The organism is Allochromatium tepidum, from assembly GCF_018409545.1.
Taxonomy (GTDB): Bacteria; Pseudomonadota; Gammaproteobacteria; order Chromatiales; family Chromatiaceae; genus Thermochromatium; species Thermochromatium tepidum_A.
In genome coordinates this window covers 2389503-2406317 of record NZ_AP024563.1, presented here as the reverse complement: position 1 = coordinate 2406317, position 16815 = coordinate 2389503, and the positions used below count along the sequence as shown (strand labels likewise).

At 65.8% G+C, this 16815-nt stretch carries 14 protein-coding genes; 11 read left to right on the top strand and 3 right to left on the bottom strand.

The window, feature by feature from the left end; genetic code table 11:
- Positions 1-12: 12 nt before the first annotated feature.
- The 7 genes from Atep_RS11605 to Atep_RS11575 all read left to right on the top strand — a co-directional run bounded on the left by Atep_RS11605 (position 13) and on the right by Atep_RS11575 (position 6746).
- Positions 13-459: a hypothetical protein gene (locus Atep_RS11605; RefSeq protein WP_213378670.1), complete on the top strand. Its 447-nt coding sequence runs from the start codon at positions 13-15 to the stop codon at positions 457-459.
- Between the two features lie 6 nt (positions 460-465).
- Entirely contained in the window at positions 466-945 is a 480-nt protein-coding gene (locus tag Atep_RS11600) for a HyaD/HybD family hydrogenase maturation endopeptidase (RefSeq protein ID WP_272876286.1), read from the top strand.
- Between the two features lie 102 nt (positions 946-1047).
- Positions 1048-1512 carry a hydrogenase expression/formation protein gene (locus Atep_RS11595; protein WP_213378669.1) on the top strand — a complete coding sequence of 155 codons (465 nt, stop codon included), beginning with the start codon at positions 1048-1050 and terminating at the stop codon, positions 1510-1512.
- Positions 1513-1530: 18 nt separating this feature from the next.
- The gene (locus tag Atep_RS11590; RefSeq protein ID WP_213378668.1) at positions 1531-2649 is read left to right on the top strand and encodes a hydrogenase small subunit; all 1119 of its coding nucleotides are present in this window, start codon (positions 1531-1533) and stop codon (positions 2647-2649) included.
- Between the two features lie 380 nt (positions 2650-3029).
- Positions 3030-3692: a hypothetical protein gene (locus Atep_RS11585; RefSeq protein ID WP_213378667.1), complete on the top strand. Its 663-nt coding sequence runs from the start codon at positions 3030-3032 to the stop codon at positions 3690-3692.
- Positions 3689-4954 carry a (Fe-S)-binding protein gene (locus tag Atep_RS11580; RefSeq protein ID WP_213378666.1) on the top strand — a complete coding sequence of 422 codons (1266 nt, stop codon included), beginning with the start codon at positions 3689-3691 and terminating at the stop codon, positions 4952-4954. Before Atep_RS11585 ends, Atep_RS11580 begins: the two co-directional genes overlap by 4 nt.
- Before the next feature lie 61 nt (positions 4955-5015).
- Complete coding sequence (locus Atep_RS11575) at positions 5016-6746, top strand: nickel-dependent hydrogenase large subunit (protein ID WP_213378665.1); 1731 nt, start codon at positions 5016-5018, stop codon at positions 6744-6746.
- A gap of 56 nt (positions 6747-6802) precedes the next feature.
- Here the strand turns inward: Atep_RS11575 and Atep_RS11570 are convergent, their stop codons facing one another.
- Genes Atep_RS11570 through Atep_RS11560 form a run of 3 tightly spaced genes read right to left on the bottom strand, consistent with a single transcriptional unit; the run spans position 6803 to position 10181 of the window.
- A complete protein-coding gene (locus tag Atep_RS11570) occupies positions 6803-8179 on the bottom strand; it encodes an alginate export family protein (protein ID WP_213378664.1) in 1377 nt (458 codons plus the stop codon).
- Complete coding sequence (locus tag Atep_RS11565) at positions 8166-8339, bottom strand: symporter small accessory protein (RefSeq protein ID WP_213378663.1); 174 nt, start codon at positions 8337-8339, stop codon at positions 8166-8168. Before Atep_RS11565 ends, Atep_RS11570 begins: the two co-directional genes overlap by 14 nt.
- A gap of 6 nt (positions 8340-8345) precedes the next feature.
- Positions 8346-10181, bottom strand: coding sequence for a sodium:solute symporter family protein (locus Atep_RS11560; RefSeq protein WP_213378662.1), 1836 nt, complete (start codon positions 10179-10181; stop codon positions 8346-8348).
- A gap of 369 nt (positions 10182-10550) precedes the next feature.
- Here Atep_RS11560 and Atep_RS11555 point away from each other — a divergent pair, with 369 nt between their 5' ends.
- From Atep_RS11555 to rapA, 4 genes are all read left to right on the top strand, one after another.
- Complete coding sequence (locus Atep_RS11555; protein WP_213378661.1) at positions 10551-11483, top strand: phosphoglycerate mutase; 933 nt, start codon at positions 10551-10553, stop codon at positions 11481-11483.
- Between the two features lie 258 nt (positions 11484-11741).
- Positions 11742-12476, top strand: a complete 735-nt coding sequence (locus Atep_RS11550) for a glutathione peroxidase (RefSeq protein WP_213378660.1) — start codon at positions 11742-11744, stop codon at positions 12474-12476.
- A 113-nt stretch (positions 12477-12589) separates the two neighbouring features.
- Complete coding sequence (gene gorA / locus Atep_RS11545; RefSeq protein WP_213378659.1) at positions 12590-13969, top strand: glutathione-disulfide reductase; 1380 nt, start codon at positions 12590-12592, stop codon at positions 13967-13969.
- Between the two features lie 5 nt (positions 13970-13974).
- On the top strand, positions 13975-16761 hold the full coding sequence (gene rapA / locus Atep_RS11540; RefSeq protein ID WP_213378658.1) for an RNA polymerase-associated protein RapA: 2787 nt from the start codon (positions 13975-13977) through the stop codon (positions 16759-16761).
- Positions 16762-16815: the final 54 nt, after the last annotated feature.

Genomic DNA, 16815 nt, shown 5'->3' with positions numbered 1-16815 from the left:
GGATGGCTCCTGTTGACGAGCCTGGCGGGTCCGGTGCTCGCCGAGGAGTCCGGGACGCGAGCCGAGGTTCCGACCGATCCCGCCGCGATCGGGATCGAGCCGCCGGACCGGGGTTCACCCTGGCTCGACGAGGTGCGCGCCCAGCGCGAGGCCTGGGAGGCGCGCCGCTCGGCGTCACGCGATTACCATGAGCAGCGCCGCCGTGCCTATCATCCGCGCGGCGCGGTCCAACCGGAGGCCTGGGAGGAGGATCTGCGCCGCCGCCGCGCCGAGCGCCGGGAGCGCATCGAGCAGGATCGCGAGGTCTTTCGTCGGCTCGGACCTGGAGCCTGGGGGCCGCCCTCGACCTTCGCGGAAGATGAGCGTGGGCGCATCGAGCGGGCTGAAACCCCGTCGTCCGAGCCGCCATCGGCCTATCCGCCGGGTTGGGACAATCTCTGGTATTTTCGTGGGTACTGAAACGACGTGACGAACGCCGGCACACTCATTCTCGGGATCGGCAATGTGCTCATGACGGACGAAGGCGTCGGGCCCGAGGTCGTGCGTCGACTCGAATCCGCGCTCGGGCCGAGTGAATCCCTGGTCTTCATGGACGGCGGAACCCTGAGCTTCACCCTGGCCGGCCCGATCGGCGAGCATCCACGGCTGATCGTGGTCGATGCCGCCGCCTTGGGCGAGTCGCCCGGCTGCATCCGGCTGTTCGAGGGCGCGGACATGGACCATCGGCTGCGCACCCAGGCGCGTTCGGTGCATGAGGTCAGTCTGTCGGATCTCATGGACATGGCGCTTCTGTCCGACACCCTGCCCGAGCGGCGCGCCCTGATCGGCATCGAGCCACAGGTCATCGACTGGGGCGAGCGGCTGACCCCGGAGGTCGAATCCGCCGTGCCGCGCGCCATGCGGCTGGTCGAGTCGGTACTGGCGCGCTGGGACTCGGAACCATGACTTCACTGTTTGATTAAATTCTAAAATCAACTGTTCCAGGTCAAATCAAAAATCCCCGGACCGTCTTAGAATCCACTCCATCGATATCGAGATGGAGTGGCCATGTCCAGCCTGGAACCCAAGATCGATCCGCCCGCGCCGGGTGGCTCCTGCCCCGGAGCCACGCACGAGCACGGGCACGCCCTCCCCATCCTGCACGAGATCCGTCACGCGCTCGAACGTCTGCTCGCCGGCGGCGAGTCGACGTGCATCGACCTCCACTCCATGCCCTTCGGTCCGGGTGACCTCGAACGTCTGACCGCCGTGCTCGGTTCGGGCGAGGTCCAGGCGCGCGTCGAGGCGCTCGGCCCGACCCTGATCCGGGAGACCGCCATCCCCGGCGTCTGGCTGGTCGATTACCGCAGTCTGGAAGATCAGCGTCTGAGCTATCAGATCGAGATCGCCGCCATCCCCGAGATCCTGCGTCCGCGCCCGGAGGATCTCGCCGAGTCGCTCGGCGTGCTCGAGGCACGACTCGCCGAGTCCGGCCTGGACGCCACACCGAACGCTTCGCCACCTTCGTCCTGACACCCGAAAGGAGGGACCATGCGCAAGAGACCCGACAAGACACTGGGCGAGAGCCTGCGCGATCACGGCCTGTCGCGCCGCGGATTCCTCAAGCTCTGTGCCGCGACCGCCTCGCTGATGGCCCTGCCGCCGAGTATGGTGCCGGCCATCGCCGCCGCGCTGGAGCAGGCGCGCCGCCCCTCGGTCATCTGGCTGTCGTTCCAGGAATGCACCGGCTGCACCGAATCCCTGACCCGCGCCCATGCCCCGACGCTCGAAGACCTGATCCTCGATTTCATCTCGCTGGACTATCACCACACGCTTCAGGCCGCGTCCGGTGACGCCGCCGAGGAAGCACGCTTCCAGGCGATGGAGGAGAACAAGGGTCGGTATCTGGTGATCGTCGACGGTTCAATCCCGGGGCCGGACGCCAATCCGGGCTTCTCGACCGTCGCCGGTCACAGCAATTACGACATCCTGATGGAGACCGTCGAGCACGCCGCCGCCGTGATCGCGGTCGGCACCTGCGCGGCCTTCGGCGGTCTGCCCCAGGCGCGGCCCAATCCGACCGGCGCCATGTCGGTGATGGAGCTGGTCCGGGACAAGCCGGTCATCAACGTCCCCGGCTGTCCGCCCATCCCCATGGTCATCACCGGCGTGGTCGCGCACTATCTGGTCTTCGGTCGCCTGCCCGAGCTGGACGGCTATGGTCGGCCGCTCGCCTTCTACGGCCAGTCGATCCATGACCGCTGCTATCGCCGGCCCTTCTACGACAAGGGGCTGTTCGCCGAAAGCTTCGACGACGAGGGGGCCAAACAGGGCTGGTGTCTGTATCGACTCGGCTGCAAGGGACCGACCACCTACAACGCCTGCGCCACCATGAAATGGAACGACGGCACCAGTTGGCCGGTCGAGGCCGGGCATCCCTGTCTGGGCTGCTCCGAGCCGAAGTTCTGGGATGCCGGCGGTTTCTACGAACCTGTGTCGGTGCCGCTCACGCTCGGACCTACGACACTCCTGGGGGCGGGCGCGGCCGGCGCTGTCGTCGGCGGCGGACTCGCGACCTTGGCCCGCAAGCAGCGCAAAGAAGAAGCCGGCGCGCGCCAACCCGTCACCGTCGACGAATTGGAGCAAAAGCTGTCAACTACCCCGCCCTGAAGGGCGGAGTTTGTGAGAGCAAGCTGGGTTGACCAGCCTCAGCCCGCCTGACCGGGACGGTCGAAAGGGGCTCCGTGTGCAACAGGTCGTTAAGACTCACCGGCGGATGCTTCCTCAGTCCGCCGCTCTGAAAGGTCGAGATCATGCAGGCGAAAGGTAAAGCGTCGAAGGTCTTGATCGCCGCCGCGAGGCGGGAGCCGGTTGCACACATTGGCGAGGGGAGCGTGTCGCGTCGTGAGACGCCGCACCGTCACCAGGCCCTTACGGGCAGAGCCTCACGGCCCGGCAGGTGGAAAGCCTGCACCTGTTTCCGGCGGCTGCACGGTCGTAGCCGCTATCCCTTCCCGCCCTGAAGGACGGGGTTTCTCGCGGAGGAACTGATGAGCGGTTCGATGGAATTCCTGCTGTGGACCAAGGGTCCACTCTTCGATATCGCGCTGGCGATCTTCGCCATCGGTCTCATGGCGCGTCTGGTCGAGATCTTCATGCTCGGGCGCGCGCCCAACTATGCCGAGCCGCGTGCGAGCGAATGGCCGGCCGGACTGCGCACCATGCTGACCCGCACCGTCGCCGATCCGGGCACCTTCAAGCGCGCGCCCTTCAACGTGGTGGTCGGCTGGATCTGGCACATCGGGTTTCTGACCGCGCTCCTGTTCTTCGTGCCCCATGTCGAGCTGATCCGGGGCGTGCTCGGCTTCGCCTGGCCGGCGCTGCCCAATCCGCTGGTCGACTTCGCGACGGCCATCACCATCCTGGCCCTGATCGCGACCCTGGTGCATCGGCTCACCCATCCGGTGAAGCGGCACATCAGCACGATCGAGGACTATCTGGTGTGGGCGGTCGTCTTCATGGTGGTGCTCACCGGCTATCTGGCCTATCACCGTCTGATCGAACCCTATCCGCTGGCGCTCGGCATGCACATCCTCAGCGCCGAGATCCTCTTGGTCATCCTGCCCTTCACCAAGCTCACCCACATCTTCACGGCCTTCATCGCGCGCTGGTACAACGGCGCCGCCTTCGGTCGCAAGGGGGTCCAGTCATGAGCGAACTGACACTCGAACGGGGTCTGGCGGCCTTTCGCGCCGAGATCGACGCGCCGACGGCGGCGTTCTTCTCCAGTTGCGTGCACTGCGGACTCTGCGCGCAGGCCTGCCCCTTCTATCTCGAAACCGGCGATCCCAAGTACACGCCGATCCTGAAGCTCGAACCCCTGCGCCGGGTGTGGGAGAACGAGTTCACCCTGTGGGGCCGGATCAAGGGTCGGCTCGGTCTCCGGAAGCCGGTCACGGATGAGATGCTGGCCGAATGGGAGGAACTGCTCTACGACTCCTGTTCCATGTGCGGTCGCTGCTCCATGGTCTGTCCGGTCGGCAACGATCTGGCCTACATGATCCGCAAGACCCGCGAGGGCATGGTCCAGTCGGGCCATGCGCCCGAGGGTCTGATCGCGGCCGCCTCGCGCGCCGTCAAGACCGGCAGCCCCATGGGTCTGCAATGGAAGACGCTCGCGGTGCAGATCCAGCATGTGGAATCCAGCAGCGGTCTGACGGTGCCGGTCGACCGGGAAGGCGTCGAATATCTGGTGCTGCTGTCCTCGATGGAGGTCATCAACTTCCCCGAATATCTGGAGGCCATCACCAAGATCTTCGATCACGCGGGCGTCTCCTGGACGCTCTCGACCCAGTGCTTCGAGGCCACCAACGCCGGCATCCAGATCGGCAACAAGGACATCGCCGCCGAACTGGTCGAGCGCGTGGTGGCGGCGGCTGAAAAGCTCCGTGTGTCCAAGGTCATCAGTCCCGAGTGCGGTCATGCCTATACCGCCATCCGCTGGGAAGGACCGAACCTGATCGGCCGGTCCTATCCGTTCCGCGTCTTCCACATCATCGAGGTGCTCGACGAACTGCGCGCCGCCGGACGCATCAAGACCGAGGGCAAGGAAGACGACCGGCTCTCGCTGCACGATCCCTGCAATCTGGCGCGCAAGAGCGGCGTGATCCGGCAACAGCGCAACCTCATGGATCTGGTGGCCGAGAACTTCGTCGATCTCAAGGAGCACGGCAAGTATCAGTGGTGCTGCGGAGCCGGCGGCGGCGTCAGTTCCAACGAGCGCGCCGAGGAACTCAAGATGACGGCCTTCAAACGCAAGAAGGCCCAGATCGAGGAGGTCGCCCCCGAACGGATGGTTACCATGTGCGCCACCTGCCGCACCCAGCTCGAAGAGGGGCTGGAAGCGTTCAACATGGACATTCCGGTGGTCGGACTCACCGAGATGATCGCCGAGCATCTGGTCGAGCGCGACTGAATCGAAGCCCCCGTTTTAGAGCCGGGCCGCGTTGGCGGCCCCGTGCCGGAGATCCGCCAACATGAGTGAACGCATCGTCGTCGACCCCATCACCCGCATCGAGGGCCATCTGCGCATCGAGGCCCAGATGGACGGCGCCAACATCGCCCAGGCCTACAGCTCGGGCACTATGGTCCGCGGCATCGAGACCATTCTCAAGGGCCGCGACCCGCGCGATGCCTGGGCCTTCGTCCAGCGCATCTGCGGCGTCTGCACCCTGGTGCACGGCATCGCCTCGGTGCGCGCCGTCGAAGATGCCCTCAGGATCGAGCTGCCGCTCAACGCCCAACTCATCCGCAACCTCATGATCGGTGCGCAGTACATCCACGATCATGTGATGCACTTCTATCATCTGCACGCGCTCGACTGGGTCGACGTGGTCAGCGCCCTGAGCGCCGATCCCCGCGCGACCTCGGAGCTGGCCCAGTCCATCAGCGCCTGGCCCAAGTCCTCGCCCGGCTATTTCGCCGACACCCAGAAGCGCATCAAGACCTTCGTCGAGTCGGGTCAGCTCGGCATCTTTGCCAACGGTTATTGGGGACATCCGGCCTACCGGCTTCCGCCCGAGGCCAATCTGATGGCGGTGGCGCACTATCTGGAGGCGCTCGCCTGGCAGCGTGACGTCGCCAAGTTCCACGCCATCTTCGGCGGCAAGAATCCGCATCCGAACTTCGTCGTCGGCGGCGTACCCTCGCCGATCGATCCGGACTCGGACTCGGCGCTCAATGCCAAGCGGCTGGCCGAGGTCCGGAACCTGATCCGGTCGATGCGCACCTTCGTCGATCAGGTCTATATGCCCGATACCCTGGCCATCGCCGGGTTCTACAAGGACTGGGGCGAGCGCGGCGAGGGGCTGGGCAATTTCCTGTGCTACGGCGATCTGCCGACGGGCGCGAGTCTGGACCCGGCGACCTTCCTGTTTCCGCGCGGCGTCATCCTCGACCGCGATCTCTCGACCATCCACGAGGTCGATCTGGAGGCCGCCGGCGAGATCCAGGAGTTCATCAACCATTCCTGGTATCGATACAGCGTCGGCAACGATCGCGGACTGCATCCCTATGAGGGGCAGACCAATCTCGAATACGATCGGCGCGGCGGCGTCAAACCGCCCTACAAACAGCTCGACATCAGCGACGGCTATTCCTGGCTCAAGGCGCCGCGCTGGAAGGGGCGTTCGGTCGAGGTCGGACCGCTGGCGCGTGTCCTCATGCTCTATGCTACAGGCCACGAGCAGACCCGAGAGCTGGTCGACAGCACGCTGTCCCGGCTCGAACTGCCGGTCGACGCGCTCTATTCGACGCTGGGACGCACGGCGGCGCGCACCCTGGAGAGCAAGATCCTGGTCGATGCCATGCAGGGCTGGTACGACGGCCTGATCGACAACATCAAGTCGGGCGATACCAAGACCTTCAACGAGACGCTGTGGGAACCGTCGAGCTGGCCGAATCGGGCGCAGGGCGTCGGCATCATGGAGGCCCCGCGCGGCGCGCTCGGGCACTGGATCGTCATCGAGGACGGACGCATCGCCAACTATCAGGCCGTGGTGCCCTCGACCTGGAATGCCGGACCGCGCGACGGTCGTAGCCAGCCCGGCGCTTATGAGGCCGCGCTCCAGGACAACCATCGGCTCGTCGACGTCAAACAGCCGATCGAGATCCTGCGCACCATCCATTCGTTCGATCCCTGTATCGCCTGTGCGGTGCATCTGGACGATCCGGAGTCGGGCGAGTCCTTTCAAATCCGGGTCGTTTGAACCCGTTCGATCCCTGATGGCCGGGCCGGATCGATCCGGCCCGGCCGATCACGACCTCACCAGGTCAGGACCACTTCCGCGCGCACGAAGAACGAGTCGTTTTGGCGGTTGTCGGCATAGTAGTCACCCGGCATCAGATACTCGGCGACCAGATGGCCCGAGATGTTCTGACTGAACTTGCTCTTGAGCCAGGCCGTGAACAGATGTCCACGGAAGTCGCCGTCGCCGCTCAGGTTGACCATCTGGGCGGCGGTGCGGGTGCTCTGCTCGTCGGCCCAGAGCGCGTGGTAGTCGACCAGGAGCTGGGTCGTCGGATGCACCTGTGAGATCCAGCCGACGTTGAAACGCTTGAGGTTGGTCGCCTCACCCACGCGCGACTCCAGCGGCCACTGATAGATCATCAGCTCACTCCATTGCGGCCAGCGGCCCCAGAGCGGGTCGAACGCCTGATCGTCGGCGCTGTCCGGATCGTCGCCGGACAGGTACTCGAAGTCGGCATGGATCTGATTCTTGAGCGAATCGTTGAAGCTGTAGGTCAGGCGTCCGTTGAAACCGAAGGCGCTCAGATCGCGGTCGTTGCGCGTGCCCCATTCATAGGCGGTCTCGGCGCGCAGCGCCCAGTTGGGCGTCAGCTTGGAGTCGGCGCGCAGACCGGCGGCATAGATGTCGCCCGAGTCACTGCCCGAGGCGAAGGGCAAGCCATTGTTGATGCGGAGGTTGCGCGCCGTGGGGTTGGGCCGGTTGTGCTTGTAGATGAAGTAGCCGTCGAGATCCGTGCCCTCGATCAGCGACTTGTTGCGGCCATAGAGGATGACGCCGGTCTCGTGCTGCTCGGTCTGGTCCTCCAGGTTGCCGTTGAGCGACTGCGGGAAGCGCCCGGTGTCGGCACTCTGGTCGATGTAGATGAGATCGAGCGTGGTCCCGAGCGACTCCAGGGCGTAGGTGGCGCGGGCGGCATCGAAATAGATGGTGCGTGAACCGTCGAGCGGCGTGCCTTCGAGCACCAGCCAGCCGTTGCCCAGGACGATGTCCTGGCGCCCGAGTTTGACGGAGAGCGGCGTGCCGCCGATCTGCTTGGCGCCGACCGTGAGCTGATCGAAGAGCACGCCGCCGCTGTACCAGGTCTCCAGGGTCGGCATGTTGGAGTGCGCCGGATCCTGATAGTGGCGGCCCTCCCAGATCAGGCGCGCGCCGGCCTCCAGCTGATCGCCGAGCGTGTAGGAGCCCCAGAGCCGTCCGCGATAGCGCTGGAAGGTGCGATCGCCCGTGGCGCTGTCGGCGTCCAGACCGACGTTGTCGATCCAGACCTGACGCAGACGCAGATCCGCGCCCCATTTGAAGGGGCCGCTGGTCTGTTCGGCCGAAACAACGCCCGAGCAGGCGAGTGTGGCGCCGAGTCCGGTCGCCAGGAGCTTGTACTTATTGGAGTTCATCTTCCACCTTCTTTTCTTCGAGCGCCCATTGGCGGTCTTCTTCGGTGACTTCGTCGCGCGCGGCATTGCGGCGAATCAGGCCATAGAGAATGCTCAGGACGGCCAGGGCGATGATGCCCAGATAGGCCGTGAGCACGAAGGGATCGTCGAGACCCAGCATGATGCTTTACCTCTTTTCCGGGAAGCAGCGGTCGAGATGCTCGGCCGCCGGCGGGCGGGTGAAGGCGCTGACCAGGATCAGGGTCAGGAGCGCGGCGGGCAGGGCGACCACGATCGGATCGACCGAGGGCCAGTTCGGGTAGTCGGCCAGGATACTGGTCTTGCCGCCGGTGACGAGCTGCACCAGCCCGATGGCGCTCGCCTCCTTGGCCTTGACCAGCAGCAGCCAGAACAGCGACATCACCAGACCGACCGTCATCGAGGCCAGCGCCCCGGCCTTGGTGACGCGGCGCGAGAAGAGCCCGCCGATATAGGCCGGCAGGAAGGCGGCCGCGCACAGCCCGAAGAAGATGGCGGTGAAGCGGGCGACGATGTATTCCTGACGAACGGTGTAGCTGATGGTCACGGCGATCAGCAGACCGACCACGATCGCCAGCCGCATGACCAGCAGGCTGGGTTCGCGTTGCCGGCCCTTGGTGCCGATGCGCTCATAGAGGTCGCGTCCGGCCGCCGTGCCGATGGTGTGGAACTGGCTCGACATGGTGCTCATGGCCGCCGCCAGCAGCGCCAGGAAGAAGACGGCGCCGAACCAGTGGGGCAGGGCGGTCGAGATGAAGGTCGGGATGATCTTGTCGGCGTCGCCCTTGACATAGGTGACGACCGAGGAGCGTCCGCCGACCAGCTCGAAGCGCGTGCCGTCCGCACCCTCGACCTCCCGACGTTCGCTGACGATCAGGGCCGCCGTGGCCGGGGCCTGGGTCTTGGGGTTGAGGATCGCCGTCCAGGCGCCGCTGTCGGTCTGCCGCATCAGCTCGACCAGGGCCTGATTCTTTTCGGCGTCGAGTTCCTGGACCACCTTGCCGTTGAGGATGGGACCGTGCTGGGCGAACCAGGCGTTGGAGAGACTGCCGACCAGGAAGGGCGTGCCCGTCATCAGCATGATGAAGACCGCGCCGATCGGCACCGCCCGATCCAGCTCGCGCCGGCTACGCACCGTCATGAAGCGCACCGCCAGCTGCGGCTGGGCCAGCACGCCGATACCCACGCCCAGGATGATGGCCGTGACCACGGTCCACCACAGATCATAGGTCGGCGCCCCCCAGCCGAAGACCGGCATCTCGGTCCAGCCCTGATGGCCGATCTGGGCCAGGGGCGCGGGCACCATGGCCTCCATGCCGTCCAGATACTGATGGGCCTCAGTCACGCCGCCCAGGCTCGAATAGGTGTAGACCAGCAGGAAGATCATGGCCAGCACCATGACGAAGCCCTGGAAGGTGTCGGTGTACATCACCGCCTTGATGCCGCCGGGGATGACATAGGCCGCCGTGATGAGGGCGAAGATCAGGAGCGCGACCTCGAAGTCGATGCCGAACTGGGTCGCAGCGAAGACGCTGCCGCCGGTCATGACGGCTGCGGCATAGAGCGGCATGAAGAGGAAGATCAGGACGCCGGCGAAGATCTGGATGCCCCGGCTCTGGTAGCGCCGGCCCAGGAGTTCCGGGAAGGTGTGGGCGCCGAGATGGTGCCCGAGCCGGCGGGTCGGCTCGCCGAGCACGATGAAGGCGATCAGGATGCCGACACCGATGTTGAGAAAGGTCAGCCACAGCAGGCTCATGCCGAAGAGTCCGGCCACCCCGCCGAACCCGACGATGGCCGCCGTGGAGATGAAGGTGGCCCCATAGGAGACCGCCATGATGACCGGATGGGCCGAGCGCCCTCCGACCAGGAAGTCGGCCGCCGAGCGCGTGCCCCGGTAGCCGAGCCAGCCCAGATAGGCCGTGATGGAGAGGTAGGCGAGGATGACGACGATGTCGATCCAGCCCACCGATGCATGATCGGGCATGTTTCCCCCTGTCATTGGAATCTGTGGTATAGCTGCCACGTCGCCCGCGTCTGGCCAGGGACGGTTCGAATCGCGGGAGGGGGAAAATAACCCGATTCAGGATGCGGTTGTATAGCTACAGTGCCGAAAAGACACTTTTTCTCCACCGAGCCGATCCTGGGCAGGGGCATCGCGACCGATCCGTAGGCTCTGGAACGATGAACCATGAACCTATCCAGCCATTTGCGAGACCGAACTCGACCCCGATCGTCTGACACGCGGCACCCACCGCGGGTTGGAACAGATGCCGGCCGTCCTCGGCCGAGTCTGGAAATCCTGTGTCCGTTCCTGCTCGCACCCATCGCTGAGCGAACCGGGCTGAACATCCGGGTGCCGGCCATCGCACGTCTGTTGGCGCGAGCCGATCGTCGGCCCGGCCACGACGGTGACCCCATCGAGACGCTCATGCGGGCCGCCGGACTCGGTCGGCCTGACGGCGAGATGCCGACCGCCCCGATCGCCTTGCTGGGCGAGGGTGTCACGGTCGAACCGGGAACGATCTGGATGCATGCCGATCCGATCCATCTGCGCGCGGATCGCGAGCGTCTGCTGGTCTATGCGGGGGAAGCCGTCGCGCCGGACCCTGACGAGGCCGAGGCGCTGGTCAAGAGCTTCAATCGTCATTTCGCCGATGAGGGGCTGCTGCTCATCGCCCCGACGTCCGCGCGCTGGTATCTCAGGCTCGATCGACCCATGCCCGGCTGGCGGACTTCGTCCCTGTATCGAATCCAGGGCGGCTCGATGGCCGAGCATCTGCCGCGCGGACCCGAGGCGCGCGATTGGATGCGTCTGCTCAACGAGATCCAGATGCTCTTCCATGCCGATCCGGTCAACCGACGGCGCGAGGCGGCGGGCCGGCCGATCGTCAGCGGGATCTGGATCTGGGGCGCGGGATCCTTGCCACGGTCGTCCGAGTCCGATCCGGTGCCGGATGCGCTGATCGGCGATCATCCGCTGCTGTCGGGCTTGGCACGTCTGACCGAGCGTCCGCATCGCTCGCTGGCGGCCTGGCTGGACGACCCGATGCCCGTCGCCGGGCGTCAGTTGGTCTTCTGGGATCGTCATTGGCACGCCTGGCTGGAGCGTGATCTGGAGGCCTGGTCGCGCGCTATGACCGAACTCGATGCCGTGATCGATCGACTGTGGACACCCCTGCGTGTCGGACGTCTCGAAGCGATCCGGCTCGATCCCTGTCATGACGCCGTGTTCGGACTCGGGGCACTCCAGACCTGGCGCTTTTGGCGGAGATGGTCGGGAGTATGATGCAGTGCGTAGCGCTGTGCATGAGTCCATCTCCGGGCGCTCGACGCTTGAGATCGCGTTTCAAGCCCCCACAAGGAGCGGGGTCGCGGCCATCGGTCTTGACCGGGGAGGCTCCATAGCCGGCGCCGATCGACACGATTCTTATAATCCATTTAATTCGAACACTTTTTCCGGGTTAATCTATGTCCGTCGGCCCCAAGGGGCCAACCCGATCATCCATCAACCAGACGATTCATCACCCATCAGGAGAACCGAAGCATGTTCCAGGACCGTACCGGAAGCCGTATCCCCAGCGTCACCTTCCACACCCGCCGTGGCCATGAGTGGGTCGATGTGACCACCGACGAGATCTTCGCCGGCAAGACCGTGGTCGCCTTCTCGCTGCCGGGCGCCTTCACCCCGACCTGCTCGTCCTCGCACGTGCCGCGCTACAACCAGCTGACGCCGGCCTTCAAGGATCTGGGCGTCGATTCGGTGGTGTGCATCTCGGTCAACGACACCTTCGTCATGAACGAGTGGCAGAAGGCGCAGAACGCCTACAACCTGATCTTCGTCCCGGACGGCAACGGTGAGTTCACCGAGGGCATGGGGATGCTGGTCGACAAGGGCGCGCTCGGTTTCGGCAAGCGTTCCTGGCGTTACTCGATGCTGGTGCGCGACGGCGTGGTCGAGAAGATGTTCATCGAACCCGAGGTCGAAGGCGACCCCTACGAGGTCTCCAACGCCGACACCATGCTGGAGTACCTGGCGCCCGACAAGCCCAAGCCGCTCGACATCGCCGTGTTCAGCCGCGACGGCTGCCCCTTCTGCGTCAAGGCCAAGGAAGCGCTGCGTAATGCCGGCCTCGACTTCGAGGAGCTGGTGCTCAACAAGGACTACACCGAGCAGGGGCTGCGCGCCGTCTCCAATGCCGCGACCGTGCCCCAGGTCTTCGTCAACGGCCGGCTGATCGGCGGCTCGGACGCCGTCATCGCCTGGCTGCAATCGCGTTGACAGCGCGCTGAAGCGCTTCTTGCCTTGATCTGACGGGCTTCGGGTGATCGTGTCCAACGGTCGCCCGAAGCCTTCGACGTTACAGGACTCGAAAAACAGGAGTGACGGCAATCATGAGTCAGCATTTCGACCTGATCGCCATCGGCGGCGGCAGCGGCGGCTTGGCGGTGGCCGAGAAGGCGGCACAGTTCGGCCGGCGTGTGGCCCTGATCGAGGGGGCCAAACTCGGCGGCACCTGCGTCAACGCCGGCTGTGTACCCAAGAAGGTCATGTGGTATGCGGCCAATCTGGCGGCAGCGGTCGCGGATGCGCCCGACTATGGTATCCAGGCCCATTCGGACGGTCTCGACTGGGGCAAGCTGATCGCGGGCCGCAACCGGTACATCGCCGACATCAACGGCTACTGGGACGGCTATGTCGAACGGCTGGGCATCACCCGGATCGACGGCTTCGCCCGTTTCGTCGATGCGCGCACAGTGGCCGTCGGCGATCAGCACTACACCGCCGACCACATCGTCATCGCTACCGGCGGACGGCCGATCGTGCCGCGGATGCCGGGCGCCGAACTGGGCATCACCTCGGATGGATTCTTCGCCCTGGAAGAGCAGCCCAAGCGCGTCGCCATCATCGGCGGCGGCTATATCGGTGTGGAACTCGCGGGTGTGCTGAGCGCCTTCGGCACCGAGATCACCATAGTCGCGCTGGAGGATCGGGTGCTGGCGCTGTTCGATCCGCTCATCAGCGAGACCCTGGCCGAGAACATGAGGCTGCACGGCATCGACATGCACCTGCAATTCGAGGTCGCCGGCATCGAGCGCGATGAACAGGGGCTGGTGCTGGCCGCGCGTGACGGGCAGCGTTTGACCGGCTTCGATCAGGTCATCTGGGCCGTCGGGCGTGCGCCGAACACGCGCGAGCTGAATCTGGAGGCCGCCGGCATCACGGTCGAACGCAATGGCGTCATCCCGACCGATGCCTGGCAGAACACCAATGTCCCCGGCATCTATGCCATCGGCGACATCGCCGGGCGCGAGCCGCTGACGCCGGTGGCGATCGCCGCCGGGCGGCGTCTGGCCGAGCGGTTGTTCAACAATAAGCCGGAACTCAAACTCGACTACGAGAACGTGCCCACGGTGGTCTTCGCCCATCCGCCCATCGGCAAGGTCGGTCTGACCGAACCGGAAGCGCGTGAGCGTTACGGCGACACCCTGACCATCTACGAGACCAGCTTCACCCCCATGCGTTACTCGCTCAACGCGCACGGACCCAAGACCGCGATGAAGCTGGTCTGCGCCGGTGAAGACGAGAAGGTGGTCGGCATCCATCTGATCGGCGATGGCGTCGATGAGATGATGCAGGGCTTCGGCGTGGCGGTGAAGATGGGCGCGACCAAGGCCGATCTCGACAACACGGTCGCCATCCATCCGTGCAGTGCCGAGGAACTGGTGACGCTGAAGGTGCCGGTGCGTCGCCCTGGTCAGTCCAACACTTGACGTCCATGCAGGACTTCGTACCCGGCCAGCGCTGGCTGAGTGAGACCCAGACCGAGTTGGGACTCGGTCTGGTCGAGGCCGTCGAGGGCCGTCATGTGCGCCTCGTCTATCCGGCGACCGGCGAGAATCGGCTCTACGCCCGGGGCGAAGCGCCTCTGGCACGGTTGGTGGTCGGTCGCGGCGAACGTATCCGCGACCGGGCCGGGCGTGAGCTACGGGTTCTGGAGGCGCGGACCGAACAGGGGCTCATCATCTATCGCGGCGAAGACCCATCCGGGCTGATCCGCGAGCTGCCCGAGGCCGAGCTCGACGATCGTCTGAGCTTCAACCGTCCGGGGCAGCGACTGCTCGCCGCACGGCTCGACAGCGATCACTGGTTCCGACTGCGCTATCGGACCTGGCTCCAGGGGATGCGCGCGGCCGGCTCGTCGACCCTGGGGCTGGTCGGCGCGCGCGTGGCGCTCATTCCGCATCAGCTGCATATCGCCGCCGAGGTCTCGCGGCGCGAGGCCCCGCGGGTGCTGCTGGCCGACGAGGTGGGCCTGGGCAAGACCATCGAGGCCGGGCTGATCCTGCACCGGATGCGACTCAACGGCGGTGCGCGGCGGGTGCTGATCCTCACCCCCGAGCCGCTACTGCATCAATGGCTGGTCGAGATGCGCCGGCGCTTCAATCTGGCGCCGGCGCTGTTCGATCAGGAGCGCTTCGAGTCGGTCCGGGACGACAATCCCTTCCTGTCCGAACAGCGCGTGCTCTGCGGGCTGGAATGGCTGGTCGAGTCACCCGTAGCGGAGCGGGCGGTATTGGAAGCCCCCTGGGATCTTTTGATCGTCGACGAGGCGCATCACCTGACCTGGAGCGAGACCGAGGCCGGTCCGGCCTATCGGCTGGTCGAGGCGCTGGCGAGCCGTATTCCCTCGGTGCTGCTGCTGACGGCCACCCCAGAGCAACTGGGGCGTGCCGGTCATTTCGGGCGTCTGCGGCTGCTCGACCCGGCGCGCTTCCACGATCCCATCGCATTTCAGGAGGAGGAAGCGCGCTATGCGCCCATCGCCGCGCTGGCTGCGCGGCTGCTCGACGACGAACCGCTCGATGCGACCGAGCGCGCGCAACTCGCCTCCCTGCTCGGCGACATCGAAGGACTGGATCGCGAAACGCTCATCGAACGTCTGATCGACCGTCACGGCACCGGGCGCGTGCTCTTTCGCAACACCCGCGCGACCATCCCCGGCTTTCCGCGCCGCGAATTGATCGCTTATCCGCTACCGGAGCCGGACGCCTATCGCGCGCTTGCGGACCCGGACCCGCTGGCGCGTCTGACACCCGAGTACGCGCACGGCCTCGACTGGGAGGCGGTCGACCCGCGCATCGACTGGCTGATCGCGACCCTGCGCGACCTGCGTCCGGCCAAGGTGCTGCTGATCTGTGCCGGGGCCCGGACCGTGCTCGAACTGCGCGAAGCCCTGCGTCGGCGTGCCGGTATCCATGCCGCCGTCTTCCATGAAGGCATGGAGATCGTCGAGCGCGATCGGGCGGCGGCCTATTTCGCCGCCGTCGAGGACGGTACCCAGATCCTGCTGTGCTCTGAGATCGGCAGCGAGGGGCGCAACTTCCAGTTCGTCCATCACCTGATCCTGTTCGATCTGCCGCTGGAGCCTGATCTGCTCGAACAGCGCATCGGTCGGCTCGACCGCATCGGCCAGACCCAGACCATCCGTCTGCATGTGCCCTATCTGCGCGGGGGACCGATGGAGACGCTGTTTCGCTGGTATGCCGAGGGACTAGGGGCCTTCGGGCACCTGTGTCCAGCCGCCGCGGCCGTCCACGAACGTCTGGGCGAGCGACTGAGGGAGGCCCTGGCCGATCCTGCGCTGACCGAAGCGCTGATCACGGAGACTCGAACGCTTGCCGACCAACTCAACGGCGAGTTGGCTGCCGGTCGCGATCGGCTGCTCGAGCTGCACTCGCACCGGCTCACGCGCGATGCGGCTCTGATCGAGTCGATCGCGGCCATCGACGCCGAGCACTCGGTCGCCGACTATTTGCGCGACTTCTGGGACGCCTTCGGCGTCGAGCACGAACCCGGTCCGGGCGGCTCGCTGGTCGTGCGTCCCGGCCCGCAGATGCTACAGGAGACCTTCCCGCGCCTGCCCGAAGACGGACTGACCGCGACCTTCGACCGCGCCCAGGCGCTCGCCCACGAGGACCGTGAGTTCCTGACCTGGGAACATCCGATGACGCGCGAGGCGATGGAGCTACTGACCGCCTCGGAACTGGGCAGTGCGGCGCTGATCCTGATCCGGGGCGACACCCGTTTTCCGCGCGCGACACTGCTGCTGGAGATCCTCTATGTCGCCGAGTGTCCGGCCCCGCCCGAACTCCAGGTCGAGCACTTCATGCCGCCGACCCTGGTACGTCTGCTGCTCGACGCCGATGGACGGGATCGCGCTGCGGAGATCGCGCACGAGAGTCTGCGCGGTGACTGTCTGAGTCATAACGGCAAGCTCGCCCGCGCCCTGATCGCCTCACAAGCGTCGCGTCTGGCCGAACTGCTGGAGCGGGGTGAGGGACTGGCGCAAGGGGCGCTGGAGTCTTTGGAACAGGAGGCGCGGACGCGAATGCATCAGGCGCTCGGTGACGAGCTGGAACGCTTGCTGACGCTGGCGAAGATCAACCCCACGGTGCGCCCCGACGAGATCGCACGTCTGCGACACAGACGCGAGCGACTCGACGCGCTGCTCGGCCGGATCCATCTGCGGCTCGACGCACTGCGGCTGATCGTCGCCCATTGACTCGCATCGAGTCGGGTCGCACCTGTAAGGAGGATCGACGGGCGGACGACTGGA